Raw genomic sequence first — 20027 nt, 5'->3', positions numbered from 1 at the left:
GTGAGCGATCAACCCAAGGGCCTGAAGAAGGGCCTGACCCACTACGGCGATCAGGGCTTCTCGCTGTTCCTGCGCAAGGCCTTCATCAAGGGCGCGGGCTACACCGACGACGCGCTGGACCGGCCGGTCATCGGCATCACCAACACCGGCAGCAGCTACAACCCGTGCCACGGCAACATGCCGCAGCTGCTGGAGGCGGTGAAGCGCGGGATCATGCTCGCCGGCGGGCTGCCGATGGACTTCCCGACGATCTCGGTGCACGAGAGCTTCTCGGCCCCGACCAGCATGTACCTGCGCAACCTGATGTCGATGGACACCGAGGAGCTGGTGCGCGCGCAGCCGATGGATGCGGTGGTGCTGATCGGCGGCTGCGACAAGACGGTGCCGGCGCAGCTGATGGGCGCGGCGTCCGCGGGCATCCCGGCGATCCAGCTGATCACCGGATCGATGCTCACCGGCAGCCATCGCGGCGAGCGCGTCGGCGCCTGCACCGACTGCCGCCGCTACTGGGGCAAGTACCGCGCGGACGAGATCGACGACCAGGAGATCGCCGACGTCAACAACCAGCTCGTCGCGAGCGTGGGGACCTGCTCGGTGATGGGCACGGCCAGCACGATGGCCTGCGTGGCGGAAGCGCTCGGCATGACGGTGCCGGGCGGCGCGTCGCCGCCGGCGGTCACGGCGGACCGCATCCGCATCGCCGAGCAGACCGGCGCGCAGGCGGTCGAACTCGCGCGCCAGGGCCTCACCATCGACAAGATCCTGACGCCGGCCGCGTTCGAGAACGCGCTGCGGGTGTTGCTCGCGATCGGCGGCTCCACCAACGGCATCGTGCACCTGACCGCGATCGCAGGCCGCATGGGAATCGACATCGATCTCGCGGGGCTCGATCGCCTGGGGCGTGAGACGCCGGTGCTGCTGGACCTGAAGCCATCGGGCCAGCATTACATGGAGGACTTCCACCACGCGGGCGGCATGGCGACGCTGCTGCGCGAGCTCAAGCCGCTGTTGCGCCTGGAAGCGATGACGGTGACCGGCCGAACGCTGGGCGAGGAGATCGAGCGCGCGGGCGAGGGATTCAATCAGGACGTGGTGCGTCCCTTCGACCGGCCGATCTACCCGCAGGGCGGTCTGGCCGTGCTGCGCGGCAACCTGGCCCCGGGCGGCGCGATCATCAAGCAGTCGGCGGCGGATCCGACGCTGATGGAGCACGAGGGCAGGGCGGTGGTCTTCGAGAACAGCGCCGACCTGGCCGCGCGCATCGACAGCGATGAGCTCGACGTCACCGCCGACGACATCCTGGTGCTGAAGAACATCGGACCGAAGGGCGCGCCGGGCATGCCCGAGGCGGGCTACATCCCGATCCCGCGCAAGCTGGCGCGGGCAGGGGTGAAGGACATCGTGCGCGTGTCCGACGGCCGCATGAGCGGCACGGCCTTCGGCACCATCGTGCTGCACGTGACGCCGGAGGCGGCGGTGGGTGGCCCGCTCGCCCACGTGCGCAACGGTGACCGCATCAGGCTGAGCGTGAAGGACAGGGAGATCGCGCTGCTGGTGTCCGACGAAGAACTGGCGAAGCGATCGGCGGAGCATCCGGTCGTCGAGCCGACGGCGGAACGTGGCTATCGCAAGCTGTTCCTGCAGACGGTCACGCAGGCCGATCAGGGCGTGGACTTCGATTTCCTGCGGGCGGTGAAGAACACAGGCAGAGCCCCCGAAGATCGCTGAGGGCCAGCAGCCGTGGCAGTCAGGCCGGCTGTGTCAGCTTGACGATCGCCGGCTGCACGATCGCACCGAAGGCTTTCGGGTCGTCCACGGCGCGGGCCACCAGCATGGCACCGTGCACCACCGCCATGAACGCGCGCGCCGAGTTCGCCGGGCTGCCGGGCAGATGGAACTGTCCGGCCGCGACGCCGCGCTTGAGCACGGACGCGAGCCACGCACCCAGGTCGTGGAAATGGCCTCGCACCTCGATCGCGACTTCCTCGGGAATCGTCGGCATCTCGGTGGCCAGCATCGCGCAGATGCAGAACGGATGCTCGCCGCTGCGGATGCAGCCGGACCAGTAGTCCGCGTAGGCGTTGAGCTCGGCCAGCGGGTTGTCGATCTTCTCCACCATCCCGGCCAGACCCTTGCGCGCGTCCTCGCGATAGAGCGCCACCACGCGCTGGACCAGCACCGCCTTGCTCGGGAAGTGGTGATGGATGCTGGCCTTGGTGATGCTGACGCGCTCCGCCAGGTCGGCGTAGCTGAAGCTGTTGTAGCCGCCCGAAACCAGCAGCTTTCGCGTGTGCGCGACGATCTCGGCGGCCTTGGGGGAGAGCTCGATGGTCATGGGGCCCGATGCGGATGAACGACCCCCCATTCTACCGGTTGTCTACTAGTTGGTAGGGAGGCCGCATGACATGGCTCCCGGGAGGCGGCTCACATCGACTCGTCCAGCATCTTCCGGTAGTCGCTCGCCGAGGCTTCGCGCGGATTGGTCTTGTGGGTGTGATCGTGCAGCGCACGCTCGACGATCTGCTCGTGGAGGTCGACCGACACGCCCATCTCGCCGAGCCCGGCGGGCAATCCCAGCCGCTGGTTCATCGCCTTGACCGCGCCCGCGAGCTCGTCGGCCGGCGTGCCTTCCTGCAGGTTCATCGCGCGGCCCATGCGCGCGATCTTGTCGTCGCGGCGCATCGAGTCGTGCATCCCGTTGAAACGGATCACCGCTGGCAGGAACACCGCGTTCAAGGTGCCGTGATGGAGCTTCGGCATCAACCCGCCGAGCGCATGGCTCAGCGAGTGCACGCAGCCCAGTCCCTTCTGGAAGGCCAGCGCGCCCATCGTGCTCGCGGCCATCATGTCCAGACGCGCCTCGATGTCGTCGGGATGCGTCGTGGCGCGTTCGATCTGACGCCAGCCGCGGCGCAGGCCTTCGAGCGCGATGCCGTCGGCCGGCGGGTTGAAGGCCGAGGACATGAAGGTCTCCATGCAATGTGCGATCGCGTCCATGCCGGTCGCCGCCGTCAACGCGGCGGGCAGCTTGCGCGTCAGTTCCGGATCGCAGATCGCGGACTTGGGCATCAGCTCCCAGTTGTGGAAGCCGAGCTTGCGGCCGTCGTCCACGATGATGATCGCGCCGCGCGCGACCTCTGACCCGGTGCCCGCGGTCGTCGGCACGGCGATCAGCGGCACGGCCTTGGTCGTGATGTTGCCGGCGCCGCCGAGGATGGTGGCGTACCTCGTCAGCGGGCCGTCGTGCGTCGCGGCGATCGCGACACCCTTGGCCAGGTCGATGCTCGATCCGCCGCCGACGGCGATCAGCCCGTCGCAGCCGTGGGCACGGAACAGCTCGACGGCTTCGCGCACGGCGGCCTCGGTGGGATTGGGCGGCGTGCCGTCGTAGACGGGCAGGGCGGCCGCCTCGATCGGCGAGGCCGCCCAGGCCTCCAGGACCAGGTCCAGCACGCCGGCCGCGCGCACACCCTTGTCGGTGACGATCAGGGGCTTGCCGATGCCGGCGCGCACGCATTCCGCGCCGATGAGCCGGCGCGCGCCGGCTTCCAGGTGGATGTGGGTGAGGTACTGGATCAAGGCCATGGGCGAGTGTCCTTTGACGGGTGATGACGGGCCGCGGCGGCGCGGGCCCGCGCGGTCTGGGAGAATCCCGCGATTGGGGCTTGGCAGACAGCCGAGCCTACGCCCTGGAGTTCCCGTTGAGTAGCACCTTGTTGACACCGCGGATGGCCGCGGTGCTCGAGCGCATCCACCGCGCCAACCGCCCGTCCTTCCACAGCCTCACGCCCCGGCAGGCCCGCATCGCCTACCTCATGGGCGCCGAGATCCTGGACCTGCCGCGGGCGCCGCTGCCGCGCATCGAGCATCTGGCAATCCCGGGGCCCGCCGGCGACATCGCCGCGCGCCTTTACGCGCCCCTCACGCGCGAGGACGCCGCGGCGCGGGACGCTCGCGGTCTGCCGGTGCTGCTGTACTTCCACGGCGGCGGCTTCGTCATCGGCAGCCTCGAGACCCACGACAGCCTCTGCCGGCAGCTCGCGCTGCGCACGGGCTGCGCGGTGATCGCGGTCGATTACCGGCTCGCGCCCGATCATCCGTTCCCCGGCGCCGTCGACGACTGCTGGGCCGCGCTCGAGTGGCTGGCGACCGCCGCCGCCGAGCTGGGTCTGGACCCCGCGCGCATCGCCGTCGGCGGCGACAGCGCCGGCGGCACGCTGGCCGCGGTGACGGCGCTGCACGCCCGCGACATCCGCGACCGCCTGGGCCTGTCGCTGGTGATGCAGCTGCTGATCACCCCGGGCGCGACCGCGCATGCGGACACCGATTCGCATCGCCGCTTCGCCAAGGGCCATCTGCTGGACGCGGACACGATCGCGTGGTTCTTCAACCAGTACATCTCGACGGCACAGCGCGAGGACTGGCGCTTCGCGCCGCTGCAGGCCGAGGACCACGACGGCGTGGCGCCCGCCACCTTCATCCTGGCCGAGGCCGATCCGCTGATCGACGAAGGCATCGCCTATGCCGACCTGCTGCGCGCCAGCGGCAACGAGGTGCGGCTGGAGCTGTACCGCGGCGTGACCCACGATTTCATCAAGATGGGTCGTAGCATTCCGGAAGCCGAGCAGGCGCTGGATGCCTGCGCGGACGCGCTGAGGACGGCCTTCGGCCTGCCGACGCCGGCACCTGCCGCAGCGCCGACGACTTCCCCGTCCTCCTCGACTTCCTCGACCCCGTCCACCCCGTCGACCTCGCCCCAGGCTTCCGCATGAGCACCACCGCCACCGCCGCCATGAGCCGCGACCGCTTCCGCTTCTTCGAACGCCTGCGCGTGCGCTGGGCGGAGATCGACGCGCAGCAGATCGTGTTCAACGGCCACTACCTGACCTACTTCGACACGGCGGTCGGCGGCTACTGGCGGGCGCTGGCGCTGCCCTACGCACCGACGATGCAGGCATTGGGGGGCGACCTCTTCGTCCGCAAGTCGACGATCGAGTACCTGGGCTCGGCCCATTACGACGAGCTGCTCGACATCGGCGTGCGCACCGAACGTGTCGGCACCAGCTCGCTGACGGTGAGCTGCGCGGTGTTCCGCGGCGACGAGTGCCTGGTGCACGGTGAACTGGTCTATGTCTTCGCCGATCCGGCGGTGCGCGTGCCCAAGCCGGTGCCGCAGGCGCTGCGCGATCTCCTGCTGGGCTTCGAACGCGGCGAGGCGATGACCGAGGCGCGCGTGGGCAGCTGGGCGACGGTGGGAGAGGATGCGCAACGCATCCGCCAGGCCGTGTTCGTCGAAGAGCAGAAGATCCCCGCCGAGATGGAATGGGACGCCGCCGACGAGAGCTGCACGCACGCGGTGGCCTACAACCGGCTCGGCCGGGCGCTGGCCACGGGCCGGCTGCTGGAGCACGTGCCGGGCGTGGCCAAGATCGGCCGGATGGCGGTGCTGTCGCCGATGCGCGGCAGCCGTGTCGGCCGCCAGGTGCTGGACGCGCTGATGCAGGCCGGTCGCGAGCAGGGCTACCGCGAGGTGCTGCTGCATGCGCAACTCAGCGCCGAAGGGTTCTACACGCGCGCGGGGTTCCAGCGCCGCGGGCCGGTGTTCGAGGAGGCGGGGATCGCGCACGTGGAGATGGTGCGGGGGCTCTGAGTGCCCGTCGGCGACAGTGCCCGCTCGGGAAAGCTCAATGGAAGAGGGCACCCGACATGTGCGTCGAACGCATCGCTCGGGCGCGTCCGGAAGGGCTCTCAGCTGACATCCTCTGGGGCGCCCATCGGCAGCGCGACCTCGAATGCCGAACCGCCGCCCTCACGGTTGCGCGCGCTGACGCGGCCACCGAGTACCGCAAGGATCTTCCTGCAGATGGCCAACCCGAGGCCCGTCCCCCCGGAACCATCCTTGGTCGCGCTCGACTGGATGAACGCATCAAAGATGCATTCAAGCTCGGAGGGCGGTATGCCGGGGCCGCGGTCCATCACGGTGATCAGCGCTTCGCCAGAAGCGGTCGATTCCGTCTGCACGCCGACGATGCCGCCCTCCGGCGAGAAGCGGATGGCGTTCGCCAGGATGTTGCGTATCACCTGCTGAAAGCGCAGGGGGTCAACGCGCGCGACCAGCGGCGCGGTCGCCTGGCTCACCGAGATCCGAAGCCTGCGCGATGCCAGCAGGGGATCGAATTCACGCACCACGCTCGCCACGTGAAGCCGTAGATCGCAGCGCTCGAGATCGAAGGTGCCCACGGCGCTTTCGAGTTTGGACACGTCCAGCAGATCGTTGACCAGAGAGAGCATGCGCCGTCCGGACGAATGGATATCGCTGAACATCGATGCCAGACGGGGAGCGGACTCCGCCCCGCGCGTCATGCCAAGCTCGGAGTAGCCGATGATCGATTGCAAGGGCGTCCGCAGTTCGTGACTGATATTGGCGATGAACTCGGACTTCACCCGTGAGGACTCCTCGGCCGCCTCCTTGGCTTCAAGCGTGGCTCGTTCAGCCCGCCTGAACTCGGACACGTCGGTCAGCGTGAAGAGAACGCCCGCGGTTTGACCGCGGTCGCCCGGCACCACCACCTTCGAAACGACCACGTCGCGGCAGTCCCCCTCGCGATCGCGCAACTGGGTTTCGTATCGCAACAGGCTCCTGCCGCGCACGGGCTCGAATGGCACCCAGTCCGAGCTCGACGGCTCGGCTTCGGCCTCCGGCATCGGCGTGGACACCGGCTGGCCGATCACCTCGGCACGCGATCGACCGGTGAATTGCTCCCACGCGCGGTTGACAGTGACGTAACAACCCTCGCGGTCAACCATGGAGGTGGGCTGCGGACTGAGTTCCAACAACAGCGCGACCAGGTCGAGCTGATGCTGAAGTCGCGACTCTGCCGCCCGTCGATCCGTGATGTCGACCGCGGAGCCCGCGAAACCGCGAACCTCATCGCCGGCGCGCAGCGGCACGACGGCCAATGCGAAGCGTCTTGCCCCTCCCTGCGTGGTTGCGAAGGTCGCCTCCGACGTTCGGACGCTGCCGTCCTCATCCGGCGCAAAGAGGAGGCCCACACTGGCGCGGTCGCCGTGGGCCGCGAGTTCGGCCACCGGTTTGCCGAGCAGTTGATCGGGTGAGCCGTCCGTCAACAGCGCCCACCGCGCGTTGACGAAGCTCAAACGTCCCTGCGCGTCGGTGCGGAAGATGAGTTCCTGCACGCTCCGCAGGACCACGGACATCTCTCGCTCGCTGGAGGCCAAGCGCTGGTGTGCGTCGTCGAGGACCCGCCGCGCCCGGGCCCGTGCCTCCAGGGCGCGCAACGTGGCTGTTGTGGCCGCGAACACCAGCAACTCCAGGATCAGCAAGGCGCCGGCGTCCCACCACAAGCTTCGCCGCCAGGTGGCCAGGGCGGCGTGCTCGGACTGTTCCACGGCAACGACCAGGGGCCGGGTGCGGGAAACACGATAGGCAAAGAGCTGGGCGCCGGGCTGCAAGCCCGGTCCTCTCCACTCCCCATGATCTTGCGCCGGCAGCGCGGTGCGGAACAGCCGATGGTCCTTCTGCCAGCTTCCCGGCGTGAGCGGAACGGTCGTCGTGGCAGCGAGCAGCTGCCCCCCGTAGCTGAACAGTGCAGCGGCCTGCCCAAGCTCTTCCAGCGTGCTCTGCTGGTAGTTGGCGATCGCGTCCGGATTGATCGCCGCGACCAGGTACAGGGGGGCTCCTTCGCCCCCAAGAGGCGGGATCCAAGGCAGGACCAGGGGCAGGAACGACAGGCCATCGCCTCGAAGCTGGGCATTGGCATCGGTCAGACCGCGGCCGGGCTGCGACCGCATGAGGGCGGTCGTGCCGGCAGGGGGAATCGGTCCCCAGCCATTGATCGCGACGCGTTGCCCCACATCCCGGGGGGCCGAACTCGCAAGTATTCGCCCCTGGGAATCCAGCACCGCCGCTGCACGGAGGGAGGGCTGGGCCGCAACAAGCTGGCGCAGCATCAGATCCAGCCGCTCGACCTCTCTGGCGGGCGACGGTCCCATGCCGTCGGCGATGGTCGTCAGGCCCAGCGCGGCCGCGTCGACGGTGCGAGTTGCCTGGTCTTCGAGCACGCGGGCGAGCAGCCGGGTCCGGTCTGCAGCGGCGTCGATCGCATCTGCCCGCGTGCGCCAGGCCATGAGCAGAACGCCCAGCAGGGCGGCCAGCGCCAGCAGCACGCCGGCCAGGCGGGTCGACCGAACCAGGCGTCGCGATTGCGCTATCGACAACGGCATGGGGGCGGCCCGCCTCAGCGCACCACGATGTCGGAGAGACCGTGGCGTCGAGCGGCAGCCTGCAAGCGGCCGTCCCGCCGAATGGCAGCGACGAAATCGTCCACCCGAGCAAGCCAGGGCGCATCTCCTGGGCGGACGGCGTAGGCGTAAGGCAGCACATGGAAGGGGGTCGGCGGGGCGACCAGGCGCATCCAGTCGGCGTTGTCCAGAAGCCTGCGGCTGTAGGGATAGTCGGTCATGAAGACGTCCACGCGGCCGGCCTCCAGTTCAGCTTCGCGGGTGGCTGGCGGCCGGATGACCTGAAGCGTTGCGCGGGACAGGCGTTCACGCATCACCGGCTCCATGAAGGTCCCCGCCTGGACAGCGACGACGACGCCTGTCCGGTCGATATCTTCCCAGCGCTTGATGACCCGGCTGGAGCGCGTCGTGATCGCGTAAATGTCGCTTTGCAGATAGGGCGCGCTGAATGCCAGGCGCTCGCGCCGCTGCTGCGTGACGCCGACTGCGAACATGGCGATGTCGCACCGGCCCGCGGTCACGTCGTCGATCACGGAGGGAAACGAAGATTCGACATGCGTGAGCGTCACGCCAAGGTCCTTGGCCAGTTCCGCTGACAGATCGATGTCGATCCCGACCAACTGACCGTTGCGGGGGTTGCGGAAGGTGACCCCGTAATAGTCGGGCCAAATGCAGACGCGAAGTTCGTTGTTGGCCCGGATACGCGCCAGGACCGACTCCTGAGGCGCCGCGGCCGCCTGCTTGACCGGGGCACAGAGCAGGACAACTGCTGCCAGGCCGCTTGCGAGCGCGGCGATCGAACAATGATGATGGGGGGGGTGAGTGCTCATGCCGTCCTCCTGTGCCGGGCTGGTCAAGCGGCCATCAGCAATTCATCGTGGCTCGGGGGCGCGGCATCGATGCGTGCGCGCAGCGCGAAGAGTTCGTCGGCCTTCGCGATGAACCTGTCGACGACGCGCGGGTCGAAGGCTTTGCCGCGTTGCGCTGACAGCATGTCCAGGGCTTGCGCCGGGGTGAAGGCGTCGCGGTAGCAGCGGTCCATGGTGAGCGCGTCGCAGAAGTCGGCCACCGCCACGATGCGGGCTGACAGCGGGATGGCATCCCCGGCGAGGCCGCGTGGGTAACCCGTGCCATCCCATCGCTCATGGTGACAGAGCGCGACCTCCGCAGCCAGCTGGAACAGAGGGATCCGCGACCGTCCCAGGATCTCGGCCCCGATCTCGGGATGACGGTTCATGACGGCACGCTCGTCCGGGGTCAAGGCACCGGGCTTCTTGAGGACGTGATCCGGTATGCCGATCTTTCCGACATCGTGCATCGGAGCGGCATTGCGAAGCAGTCGTGCAAAGGTCTTGCCCTCTCCCAGCATGAGCGCCAGCGCCTCTGACAGGAACCCGATCCGCACGATGTGCACGCCGGTGTCGTCATCCCGATACTCGGCAGCGCGCGACAAGCGCAACAGCGCGTCGTGATGCGCGCGCGTCACCTCGCGCAGGGCATCGTTGCGCTCGCGGTACATCGCCTTGAGATCGAGCACGATGCGCTCCATCTGCGCGATGGCGAGCTCGTCATAGGAGTTCTCTGGGCCGCCCTTGCCGGCAGCGCAGGCGGTCGACGGGATCATGCGCCCGCTCCGGCGCTCACCCGACCCAATTCCTGGATGAGTTGCAGCGGGCTGAACGGCTTGAGCAGGTAGGCGTTGGCGCCGGCTTTCAGGCCGTCGTCCCGATCCTGTGCCTGTCCTCTGGCCGTCAAAAAGACCACCGGAAGGTCGTGCGTGTCTGATCGCGCTCGCACTGCCCGGCACAGCGCGAGGCCATCCATGCCCGGCATCATGAGATCGACCAGCAGCGCATCCGGTCTCCACCCGTCGAGCATCTTCAGGGCGCTGCTGCCCTCTGCCGCTTCACGCACCTCGACGTCTTCGAATTCCAGGGTGAGACGGACCAGACGGCGGATATCGGCGTGGTCGTCGACGATCAGGACCTTCTTCATGATGACCTCCAGTTGCCGTCACTTTAAGGTGATCATTTTTATCAATCAATGATGCGATAGGCACGTGTTCATGAAATGATAAAAAGTTCGCATGCTGATCGATGGAAACGTCTGAACTGCACATCGACGCACCTCCCCGAATCGTAAGAAAGGCGTCAGGAACGCCGATGCCTAGGCGGTTCCCGGGCTGTCGTCGTTGATTCAGATCAACTTCGCGAACAAAGTCTCTCGGTCAAGTATTTATCATTTTCAGCGACCCATTTTTATTAAATTGATTTCAAAGTTGGTTCACAAAGCGGACACTCCGCCGCAGCAAAACTTGAGAGGAGATGGAGATGCATGCGGATTTGGTCGTCGGCGTGGTTGCGGCGGGAGAACCGGGACAGCGATCGAGCCGCTTCTTCTCGCACCATGGCCTCTGGGCTTTCGGCGTTCGCCTGTTCAGGCAACTGCGGTTCGCAGCGAAGGCAGCGCTGATCACTCTTGCATTCCTCGTTCCCGTCGTTTTGCTGAGCTTGGCGTATTACCGGACCAGCCAAGCCACCATCGAGTTCGCACGCGGCGAACTGGTGGGTACGGAGATCATTCAAACGATCGAGCCATGGCTGATCGAAGTGCAGAAGCAGCGCCGCCTGGTGCTGTCGGGGGCTGCCCGGGAGGTCCATCTGGAGGCCATCGATCGCGCGTCCGATGCCGCCAAACGCAAGATGGCGACGCTGCCCGAGGGCATTGATCTGCGCGCCGGGGTTTCCGAGGTGGAGGCGGCCCGGAACGCCTTGGCCCAGGGCGGGCTGGCGTCAGGCTCCTCCGATCTGGAAGATCGTCTCCAACGGCTGGTCCAAGCCGTCATCGATCTTCGGGGCCAGGTCCTGGACCAGTCAGGCCTGACCCTGGATCCCGATCAGGACACCTACTACCTCATGACGTTGTCCGGCGAGCTGGCCTCGAACGTGATCGAAGGCGTGTCGCGCACGCGCGCCGTCAGCGGGATGCTGGACGGATCAGCGTCCCCTGCCGAGATTCGCCGCCTGTATGGCCTGTGGTACATGGGAAAGGAGCGCATCACTGATTTGCGCCGTGCCGTGGCGCACGCGGGGGAGTTCAACGAGGAGGTTCGCAAAAGCCTCGATGCGGAGCGTGCTGCCCGTGCCGCGGAAGCCTTCTTCGCGTCGGCCGCCAACAGCTGGTTCCGCGGCGAATACCAAGCCGATGTGGGGTCGCTCGACGCCGCCGGCCAGGCTGCGGTGGATGAGCTGCGTGCGCTTTCGGCACGCAGCACGGCCTTGCTGCAGGATCTGCTCGAGCGGCGGATCGCCGGGACGCAACACGCACGTCAGACGGTGATCGCCATCAGCGGGGTTGGCCTGTTGGTCGCAGCCTATCTTTTCTATTCCTTCTATCTGGTGATGGAGGGGGGGCTTCGTGAAGTGGGTCGTCATCTTGCCGCGATGACCGATGGCGACCTCACGACTCGTCCCGCCCCCTGGGGCAAGGACGAAGCGGCTGAGTTGATGCTGATGCTGGCCACCATGCAAGACAGCCTTCGATCGATGGTCGTGAAGGTGCGAGCGTCTTCGATGGGAATGGTGTCCGCGAGCGGTGAGATCGCGGCGGCGTCGACAGACCTTTCCTCACGTACGGAGCAGGCGGCGGCCAACCTGGAGGAGTCTGCTTCTGCGATGGAGGAAATCGGGGCAACGGTGCGATCGACCTCGGCCAACACGGAAGAGGCGACGCGGCTGGCCTCGGAGAACGCCGGCTTGGCTTCCAGGGGCAATGCGGTGATGGCCGATCTCGCCTCGACGATGGCTGCGATCAACGCAGCAGCGCAGCGCATCGGGGACATCACTTCCGTCATCGACGGCATCGCCTTCCAGACCAACATCTTGTCGCTCAACGCGGCGGTGGAAGCTGCCCGCGCCGGGGAACAGGGTCGAGGATTTGCCGTCGTGGCCAGTGAAGTCCGCAACCTGGCGGCCCGCAGCGCCGAGGCGGCTCGCGAGATCAAGAAGCTCATCGGAACCAGTCTGGAGACCGTCCACCGGGGGAGTGCGGTGACAGAGGAGGCTCGAACGGCGATCGCGGGCATCGTTGAAGGGGCGGGGCACATCGATCGCCTGCTCATGCAAGTCGCCGCGGGGGCTCGCGAGCAAACCGAAGGCATCGGTCACGTCAGCACGGCCATTCAAGAACTTGACCAGGCGACGCAGCAGAATGCGGCGATGGTGGAGGAAACAGCGGCCGCCGCTGCCTCCATGCGAGATCAGGCACATCATCTGGCCGCCGAGGTTGATCACTTCAGGCTCCCTTGAATTCCACCCTGGCCCTGTCGGCCATCGGGCGCCTTGCATCGGGGGGCTGTGGCGAGGCGGTCGAATTCGAGCGCAAGGATCGGAGTTTCTGATCGCGGTGGCGTTTCTGGACTGCATGCACGCCATCAACTTGAAGCACTGACATGACCGCCGAAGCGACCTCGATCTCGACCTCCGCCATCGCGCTGGACTTCCGCTCATCCGACACGCCGCCCCGCGGCCCGATCTCCTTCGCGATCGACCGTTGCATCGAAGGACAGGTGATATCCCCGCCGGCGAGACACGCACGTACACCGAGATCGCCGGGAGCATCGGGGCTCCGGATGCCGTGCGCGCGGTGGCGGGCGCTTGCGCGGCCAACCTGCTGGCCGTCGTCGTTCCGTGCCATCGCGTGGTGCGCAGTGACGGGGAGATCTCCGGCTACCGCTGGGGCGTGGAGCGCAAGCGCGCGCTGCTGGCGCGGGAATCCGCGTGATGCCCGAGGCCAGCGGAGAGGGCAGGCGCCCAGGCGCTGCGGCGTGGGACTGGACCGCCGTCGCGCGGTCGCTCGACGAAGGCGGTAATGCTGTCCTGTCGAACTTCTGACCGCCGCCAGGCGGCGACAACCACTCCGACCATCCCGCGCCGCTGGGCGGCGGCGGGGCCCGCGTCGCCCGCGGCGTCATCGGCGGTTGATCGGACGACTGAATGCAAAGGGCCCGGAGGTTCGCACCTCCGGGCCCTTGTTTTTCGTGAGACGCAGGGGAATCAGATCCCCCGCCGATCTCGACACCGAGCGACCGTCGGGCCGCTCGCTGCATCACGCGACCGTCTTGGCCGTCTCCGCGTATTCCTCGATCTGGTCGAAGTTCATGTAGCGGTAGACGCTGGCCTTGTCCGCGTCGATGACGCCCATTTCCTTGAGGTACTCCTCCTTGGTCGGCAGGCGGCCCAGGCGGGACGCGATGGCGGCCAGCTCGGCCGAGCCCAGGAACACGTTGGTGTTCTTGCCCAGGCGGTTGGGGAAGTTGCGCGTGGAGGTGGAGATCACCGTCGCGCCCTCGCGGACCTGCGCCTGGTTGCCCATGCACAGCGAGCAGCCCGGCATCTCGGTGCGCGCACCGGCCGTGCCGAAGGCGGCGTAGTGGCCTTCCTTGATCAGCTCGCTCTGGTCCATCTTGGTCGGCGGCGCGACCCACAGCTTGACCGGGATGTCGCGCTGGCCGCCCAGCAGCTTGGCCGCCGCGCGGAAGTGACCGATGTTGGTCATGCATGAGCCGATGAAGGCCTCGTCGATCTTGGTGCCGGCGACGTCGGACAGCACCTTGGCGTCGTCCGGGTCGTTCGGGCAGCAGACGATCGGCTCGGTGATGTCGGCCAGGTCGATCTCGATCACGGCTGCGTATTCGGCGTCCTTGTCCGCTTCCAGCAGGTCGGGCTTGGCCAGCCAGGCTTCGACCTTCTCGATGCGGCGCTGCAGCGTCTTCGCGTCGGCGTAGCCGTCGGCGATCATGTTCTTCATCAGGACGACGTTGGAGCTCAGGTACTCCTTGATCGGCGCCGGATTCAGCTTGATCGTGCAGCCGGCGGCCGAGCGCTCGGCCGAGGCGTCGGACAGCTCGAACGCTTGCTCGACCTTCAGGTCGGGCAGGCCTTCGATCTCCAGGATGCGGCCCGAGAAGATGTTCTTCTTGCCGGCCTTGGCGACGGTCAGCAGACCGGCCTTGAGCGCGTACAGCGGGATCGCGTGCACCAGGTCGCGCAGCGTCACGCCCGGCTGCATCTCACCCTTGAAGCGCACCAGCACCGATTCCGGCATGTCCAGCGGCATCACGCCGGTGGCCGCGCCGAAGGCGACCAGGCCCGAACCCGCCGGGAACGAGATGCCGATCGGGAAACGCGTGTGCGAGTCGCCGCCGGTGCCGACGGTGTCGGGCAGCAGCAGGCGGTTCAGCCAGCTGTGGATCACGCCGTCGCCTGGACGCAGCGAGACACCGCCGCGGTTGGAGATGAAGGCGGGCAGTTCGCGGTGCGTCTTGACGTCCACCGGCTTCGGGTACGCGGCGGTGTGGCAGAAGGACTGCATCACCAGGTCGGCCGAGAAGCCCAGGCAGGCCAGGTCCTTCAGCTCGTCGCGGGTCATCGGGCCGGTCGTGTCCTGCGAACCGACGGTCGTCATCTTGGGTTCGCAGTAGGTGCCCGGACGCACGCCTTGACCTTCAGGCAGGCCGACCGCGCGGCCGACCATCTTCTGCGCCAGCGTGAAGCCGGCCTTGGTCTCGGCCGGCGCCTGCGGCAGACGGAACAGCGTGGAGGCGGGCAGGCCCAGGAACTCACGCGCCTTGGCGGTCAGCGAGCGGCCGATGATCAGGTTGATCCGGCCGCCGGCGCGCACTTCGTCGAACAGCACGTCGCTCTTGAGCTTGAACTCGGCGACGGTCTGGCCGTTCTTCACCAGCTTGCCGTCGTAGGGCAGCACGTCGATGACGTCGCCCATCTCCAGGCCGCCGACGTCCACTTCGATCGGCAGCGAGCCCGAATCTTCCTGCGTGTTGAAGAAGATCGGCGCGATCTTGCCGCCCAGCGTCACGCCGCCGAAGCGCTTGTTCGGGACGAAGGGGATGTCCTGGCCCGTGGCCCAGATCACCGAGTTGGTCGCGGACTTGCGCGACGAACCCGTGCCGACGACGTCGCCGACGTAGGCCACGATGTGGCCCTTCTTCTTCAGTTCTTCCAGGAACTGCATCGGGCCGCGCTTGCCGTCTTCCTCGGGCTTGAAGGCCGCGTCGGGGCGCGTGTTCTTCAGCATCGCCAGATAGTGCAGCGGGATGTCCGGGCGGCTCCAGGCGTCCGGCGCCGGCGACAGGTCGTCGGTGTTGGTTTCGCCGGGGACCTTGAAGACGGTGACGGTGATCTTCTTTTCGACTTCAGGACGCGAGGTGAACCACTCCGCGTCGGCCCAGCTCTGCATCACTTCCTGGGCCTTGGCGTTGCCCGCCTTGGCCTTGGTCGCGACGTCGTTGAAGTAGTCGAACATCAGCAGGGTCTTCTTCAGACCCGTGGCGGCCACGCCGGCGACTTCGGCGTCGTCCAGCAGCTCGATCAGCGGATGCACGTTGTAGCCGCCGACCATGGTGCCCAGCAGCTCGGTGGCCTTGGCCTTGGAGATCAGTCCGACCTTGAGGTCGCCGTGCGCGACGGCGGCCAGGAAGCTGGCCTTGACCTTGGCGGCGTCGTCCACGCCCGGCGGCACGCGGTGGGTCAGCAGGTCCAGCAGGAAGGCGTCTTCACCGGCAGGCGGGGTCTTGATCAGTTCGATCAGCTCGGCCACCTGCTTGGCGTCGAGCGGCAGCGGCGGAATGCCGAGCGCGGCGCGTTCGGCTTCGTGTTGGCGGTAGGCTTGCAGCATGCGAACTCCAGTCGTTGTCTCTGCTTGGGTCAAAAGTCGGTCTGAAAAACGGACCCAAAAGCGGGTCTGAAAATCAGGCCTGAAAACGGGGTCGGACGGTCATGGCGCGCTCGGCACGATGACCTTCAGGCCCTTGAAATAGTCTCGGAAGAATCCCTGGTCGCGGGTGATCAGGCCGTCGCACTGCAGCATCGCGTGCGCGCCCACCAGGAAGTCGGGCATGGCGCGCGTCGCGGCCACCGCAATCGCCGTGGCATCGGCCTTCGCCGCGCCGCCCTGGTCGGCCAGCCGTTGCTTGAACTTGCGTTGCATCTCGCCGGCGCGGATCGCAGCGCGCTGGTCGATGGCCAGGAAGCTCAGGCCCATCTCCTCCAGCGCGTCCATCACCTCGGAGCCGTGGCCCAGGCCGGCGGTCACCTCGGACAGCACCACGTCGCACAGCACCACCGGACCGCTGGACAGCGCCAGGCGCAGCGCGGCTTCGGCCGCGTCGGCGCCGGGCGCGTCGCCCAGCAGGTCGATGAGAACGGAGCTGTCGACGGCGATCATCGGATCAGGCGTCCTGCGGTTCGTCGGCGGGGTCGACAGGTTCGCCGGGGGCGCGGCCGCGCAGGTCGCGCATCACGTCGTCGGTGGCGGTGCCTTCGGGCAGCTTGAAGCGGCCGCGGGCGCGGGAGATGGCGTCGTCGACGTTCTTGCGCAGGATGATGCGGGCGCCGTCGAGCTCGACCTTGAGCGTCGTGCCCTTGGTCAGCCCCAGCGCGTCGCGGACGGCCTTGGGCAGGGTGATCTGACCTCGTTCGGCGACGGTGGCTTCCATGCGGGCTCCTGGCGGTGCTGGGAGATGAGACGACGGCTCGGGCGAATTCATGACCGCACGGTGCGGCGCCGCACCAACGGTATGAATCAGAAAGTATGCATGAATTGTACGTACTTCGGGCTCGTGAACGCCAGTGCCGACCTGGAAGCCCGACTGACGCGCTATGGATAACAAAAAGCCGCCTCGAGGGCGGCTTCGTCAGGTGCCGAGGCGATTTACTGCGCGCTCGGGGTGATGCCCAGGCCCCCGCCGGCCGGTGCCGAGGCGGAGCGGGCGGCTTCGATCGCGGCGCGCTGTTCCGGGTGGATGCATTCGTCGACCAGGCGCTGGCCGGCCTTCACGTCCAGCAGCATCGACTTGTTGGCGATCTGGACCATCAGCGTGCGGCCAGTGACGTCTTCCAGGCGCAGGGCGCCGGTGGTCGACAGCACGGGCTTCATCACGAAGGTGTCCTTCTTGAAGGCCACGTTGATGTAGCCCAGGTCCTTGGCGTTCGGCTCGATCGTGACCGTCTGCTTGAACTCGCACTCGTACAGGCCGAGATAGGCGCGCTTGGCGGCGGTCAGCTGTTCCTCGCTCGCTTCCGGCAGCGGGGGCGGCGGCGCCTTCACCGGCGCCTTCTTGGCCGTGGTCGTCTTCGCGGCGGGCTTGGCCGTCTTGGCCGGCGCAGGCTTGGTCGGCGCGGGCTTGGCGGTGCCGGTGCTGGCGGCGCCAGTCGCAGGTTGGGCGGCGGCGATGCCGGTGGTCAGCGTCAGCGCGGCGGCAGCGGCGCCGGAGAGGAGGAGGGCGGTCAGTCGCATGGGGAGGGCGTGGAAGTTGGACCTGAAGGACCCGGAGGACCTTGAATCACCAGCCGAAGCAACGGCCGGAAAAACGAAACGCCGGAACTCGGCGATGCGAGATTGTGACCGCGCCCGCGTCCCCTGAAGCGGGGATTTAATGTGTCAAACGGTTGATCGCGACTAGGGTCTTCACGGGGTCCGACCGGGGTGCCGACGGGGTCAGAGGGGCGATGGATGCGGTGCAAACCAGGCCTGCGCCACCTCTGACGGCAGGTTCTGGCCGGTCCCGTGGGCGCGCTGCAGCAGATGCCAGAACAGGCGGTAACTCGCGCGGTCGTGGAGCATGTCGCGGTGTTGGATCGGCGCCCACTGCGCGGCCTGCGCGGCCTGCAGGATGTCGATCGCCTCGTCGATCTCCGCGACGCTGGGCGCGAAGGCATCGATGATCGGCTGGATCTGGTTCGGGTGGATGCTCCACATCCGCGTGTAGCCGAACTCACGCGCGGCGCGCTCGGCGGCATGCTGGATCGCGCGTTCGCTCTTGAACTCGGTCACGACGCAGTGCGACGGCGTCTTGCCGTAGCCGTGCGCGGCGGCGGAGATCGCCAGCTTCGCGCGCTGCACCAGCGGGTGCGTGAACTGGCCGTCGACGGTCAACGCCGAGCGCGGGATCGCGCCGCGATGCGCTGACACGAAATCCATCAGGCCGAAGGACAGCGACTCGATGCGCGGATGCGCGGCGATCGCCGTCACGTCGCGCAGGGCGCCGTGGGTCTCGATCAACGTGTGCAGCGGCAGCGGCTTGCGGATGCCGTGACGCTGCAGGCTCTCGTCGATGAACGCGATCGCGCGGCCCAGATCCTCGATGCCTTCGGGCTTGGGGATCATCAGGAAGGCGAGCTTCTCGCCGCCGCCGGCGATCACCGCCTCGACATCGGCCTCGAAGGCGGGATGCCTGAACGGATGCACCCGCACGCCGACGCGGCCGTGCGCGTTCAGCGGGCCGTTCAGCAGGTGCAGCACCAGCAGCATGTGCTCGGCCTCGCCGCCGACGGGGGCGCCGTCCTCGCAGTCGAGCGTGATGTCGAAGACCGGCCCCATCCGCACCTGCAGCTCCAGGCTCTTGCGCATGCGCGCCTCGACGCCGCAGTAGTGGTCGACCACCGGCAGCACGACGGGCGCCTGGCCTTCTTCGAACAGGGCCTGGGCGGGAGTGGGGAGGGTGCTCATGCGAAGGGGTGATGAGGAGGTCTGGAAAGAAGAAGGGCCGACCCTCTTGCGAAGGTCGGCCCGTCGAGTGTCGCTCAGCGGGATGCCTCAGACGGCATCCGCGAGCATCACAGGAGGTGCTTGACGCCGGCTTGCTCTTCGAGCAGCTCGTCGAGCGTCTTCTTGATCGCGCCTTGCGAGAACTCGTCGATCTCGAGGCCTTCGACGATCTTGTATTCGCCGTTCTCCGTGGTCACCGGGAAGCCGAACATGACGTCCTTCGGGATGCCGTATTCGCCGTTCGACGGGATGCCCATCGTGACCCACTTGCCGTTGGTGCCCAGGGCCCAGTCGCGCATGTGATCGATGGCGGCGTTGGCGGCCGAGGCGGCCGACGACAGGCCGCGGGCGGCGATGATGGCGGCGCCGCGCTTGCCGACGGTCGGCAGGAAGGTGGTGCGGTTCCACTCTTCATCGTTGATCATGGCCTTGACCGACTGGCCGTCGATGGTGGCGAAGCGGTAGTCCGCGTACATCGTCGGCGAGTGGTTGCCCCACACGGCCAGCTTCTCGATGCCGGCGACCGGCTTGCCGGTCTTGGCGGCGATCTGCGAGGCGGCGCGGTTGTGGTCCAGGCGCAGCATGGCGGTGAAGTTCTTGGCCGGCAGGTCCGGGGCCGACTTCATCGCGATGTAGGCGTTGGTGTTGGCCGGGTTGCCGACCACCAGCACCTTGACGTTGCGCGAGGCGACGGCGTTCAGGGCCTTGCCCTGCGCGGTGAAGATGGCGCCGTTGATGGACAGCAGTTCCGAACGCTCCATGCCCGGGCCGCGCGGACGCGAGCCGACCAGCAGCGCGTAGTCGGTGTCCTTGAAGGCGGTCATCGGGTCGCTGTGGGCCTCGATGCCGGTCAGCAGCGGGAAGGCGCAGTCTTCCAGCTCCATGATCACGCCCTTGAGCGCGTTCTGGGCCTTCTCGTCGGGGATCTCCAGCAGTTGCAGGATGACGGGCTGGTCCTTGCCCAGCATCTCGCCGGAAGCGATGCGGAACAGCAGGGCGTAGCCGATCTGGCCGGCGGCGCCGGTGACGGCGACGCGAACGGGTTTCTTGCTCATCAGAAGTCTCCGGGAAGTGCGAGTGAATGATGCGTGAGGCGCAGTCCGCGCCAGCGGCGGCAAGTGTAGGACAGCACGGCCCCGGCACGGATCGCGATAGGGTCTTCTTCGCCCACCGGTGTGGGGAGGTGACCCCAAAAATAG

At 67.5% G+C, this 20027-nt stretch carries 17 protein-coding genes and 1 pseudogene; 6 read left to right on the top strand and 12 right to left on the bottom strand.

Annotation, left to right across the window (positions count from 1 at the left end):
- On the top strand, nucleotides 1-1728 hold the full coding sequence (locus tag PV762_RS22870) for an IlvD/Edd family dehydratase (RefSeq protein ID WP_421037268.1): 1728 nt from the start codon (nucleotides 1-3) through the stop codon (nucleotides 1726-1728).
- A 19-nt stretch (nucleotides 1729-1747) separates the two neighbouring features.
- On the opposite strand, the gene PV762_RS22865 is transcribed toward PV762_RS22870, so the two are convergent.
- Both PV762_RS22865 and PV762_RS22860 read right to left on the bottom strand, forming a co-directional pair.
- On the bottom strand, nucleotides 1748-2335 hold the full coding sequence (locus PV762_RS22865; protein WP_421037267.1) for a TetR/AcrR family transcriptional regulator: 588 nt from the start codon (nucleotides 2333-2335) through the stop codon (nucleotides 1748-1750).
- Nucleotides 2336-2424: 89 nt separating this feature from the next.
- Entirely contained in the window at nucleotides 2425-3585 is a 1161-nt protein-coding gene (locus PV762_RS22860) for an iron-containing alcohol dehydrogenase (protein ID WP_421037266.1), read from the bottom strand.
- A gap of 143 nt (nucleotides 3586-3728) precedes the next feature.
- Between PV762_RS22860 and PV762_RS22855 the strand changes: the two genes are divergently transcribed.
- Nucleotides 3729-4772 (top strand): alpha/beta hydrolase, encoded by a 1044-nt coding sequence (locus PV762_RS22855; protein WP_421037293.1) that lies wholly within the window; start codon nucleotides 3729-3731, stop codon nucleotides 4770-4772.
- Entirely contained in the window at nucleotides 4769-5650 is an 882-nt protein-coding gene (locus PV762_RS22850; RefSeq protein WP_421037265.1) for a YbgC/FadM family acyl-CoA thioesterase, read from the top strand. Before PV762_RS22855 ends, PV762_RS22850 begins: the two co-directional genes overlap by 4 nt.
- Nucleotides 5651-5748: 98 nt before the next feature.
- On the opposite strand, the gene PV762_RS22845 is transcribed toward PV762_RS22850, so the two are convergent.
- From PV762_RS22845 to PV762_RS22830, 4 genes are read right to left on the bottom strand one after another with little or no spacing between them, the layout of a single operon-like run.
- On the bottom strand, nucleotides 5749-8244 hold the full coding sequence (locus tag PV762_RS22845) for an ATP-binding protein (protein WP_421037264.1): 2496 nt from the start codon (nucleotides 8242-8244) through the stop codon (nucleotides 5749-5751).
- Nucleotides 8245-8258: 14 nt separating this feature from the next.
- Nucleotides 8259-9092 carry an ABC transporter substrate-binding protein gene (locus tag PV762_RS22840; RefSeq protein WP_421037263.1) on the bottom strand — a complete coding sequence of 278 codons (834 nt, stop codon included), beginning with the start codon at nucleotides 9090-9092 and terminating at the stop codon, nucleotides 8259-8261.
- A 23-nt stretch (nucleotides 9093-9115) separates the two neighbouring features.
- Entirely contained in the window at nucleotides 9116-9886 is a 771-nt protein-coding gene (locus PV762_RS22835) for an HD-GYP domain-containing protein (protein ID WP_421037262.1), read from the bottom strand.
- On the bottom strand, nucleotides 9883-10257 hold the full coding sequence (locus tag PV762_RS22830; RefSeq protein WP_421037261.1) for a response regulator transcription factor: 375 nt from the start codon (nucleotides 10255-10257) through the stop codon (nucleotides 9883-9885). Before PV762_RS22830 ends, PV762_RS22835 begins: the two co-directional genes overlap by 4 nt.
- Before the next feature lie 335 nt (nucleotides 10258-10592).
- On the opposite strand from PV762_RS22830, the gene PV762_RS22825 reads away from it, so the two are divergent.
- The 3 genes and pseudogenes from PV762_RS22825 to PV762_RS22815 form a co-directional block, all read left to right on the top strand.
- Entirely contained in the window at nucleotides 10593-12569 is a 1977-nt protein-coding gene (locus PV762_RS22825; protein ID WP_421037260.1) for a methyl-accepting chemotaxis protein, read from the top strand.
- Between the two features lie 244 nt (nucleotides 12570-12813).
- Entirely contained in the window at nucleotides 12814-13044 is a 231-nt protein-coding gene (locus PV762_RS22820) for a methylated-DNA--[protein]-cysteine S-methyltransferase (RefSeq protein ID WP_421037259.1), read from the top strand.
- Between the two features lie 119 nt (nucleotides 13045-13163).
- Nucleotides 13164-13244: pseudogene (locus tag PV762_RS22815) on the top strand (superoxide dismutase [Cu-Zn] SodC2); the annotation flags it as partial.
- 124 nt (nucleotides 13245-13368) lie between these two features.
- Here the strand turns inward: PV762_RS22815 and acnB are convergent.
- The 6 genes from acnB to PV762_RS22785 all read right to left on the bottom strand — a co-directional run bounded on the left by acnB (nucleotide 13369) and on the right by PV762_RS22785 (nucleotide 19883).
- Nucleotides 13369-15957: a bifunctional aconitate hydratase 2/2-methylisocitrate dehydratase gene (acnB, locus tag PV762_RS22810; protein WP_421037258.1), complete on the bottom strand. Its 2589-nt coding sequence runs from the start codon at nucleotides 15955-15957 to the stop codon at nucleotides 13369-13371.
- A 99-nt stretch (nucleotides 15958-16056) separates the two neighbouring features.
- Nucleotides 16057-16506: a type II toxin-antitoxin system VapC family toxin gene (locus tag PV762_RS22805; RefSeq protein WP_421037257.1), complete on the bottom strand. Its 450-nt coding sequence runs from the start codon at nucleotides 16504-16506 to the stop codon at nucleotides 16057-16059.
- A gap of 4 nt (nucleotides 16507-16510) precedes the next feature.
- A complete protein-coding gene (locus tag PV762_RS22800; RefSeq protein ID WP_421037256.1) occupies nucleotides 16511-16777 on the bottom strand; it encodes an AbrB/MazE/SpoVT family DNA-binding domain-containing protein in 267 nt (88 codons plus the stop codon).
- A 215-nt stretch (nucleotides 16778-16992) separates the two neighbouring features.
- Entirely contained in the window at nucleotides 16993-17577 is a 585-nt protein-coding gene (locus tag PV762_RS22795; RefSeq protein ID WP_421037255.1) for a hypothetical protein, read from the bottom strand.
- Between the two features lie 201 nt (nucleotides 17578-17778).
- Nucleotides 17779-18789, bottom strand: a complete 1011-nt coding sequence (locus PV762_RS22790) for an HpcH/HpaI aldolase/citrate lyase family protein (RefSeq protein ID WP_421037254.1) — start codon at nucleotides 18787-18789, stop codon at nucleotides 17779-17781.
- A 107-nt stretch (nucleotides 18790-18896) separates the two neighbouring features.
- Nucleotides 18897-19883 carry a malate dehydrogenase gene (locus PV762_RS22785; RefSeq protein ID WP_421037253.1) on the bottom strand — a complete coding sequence of 329 codons (987 nt, stop codon included), beginning with the start codon at nucleotides 19881-19883 and terminating at the stop codon, nucleotides 18897-18899.
- Nucleotides 19884-20027 lie beyond the last annotated feature (144 nt).

The sequence above is a fragment of the Mitsuaria sp. CC2 genome (assembly GCF_048957715.1).
Lineage (GTDB): Bacteria > Pseudomonadota > Gammaproteobacteria > Burkholderiales > Burkholderiaceae_C > Roseateles.
Note: the sequence above shows the minus strand (reverse complement) of the source record. Positions and strands in the feature narration are given on the sequence as shown.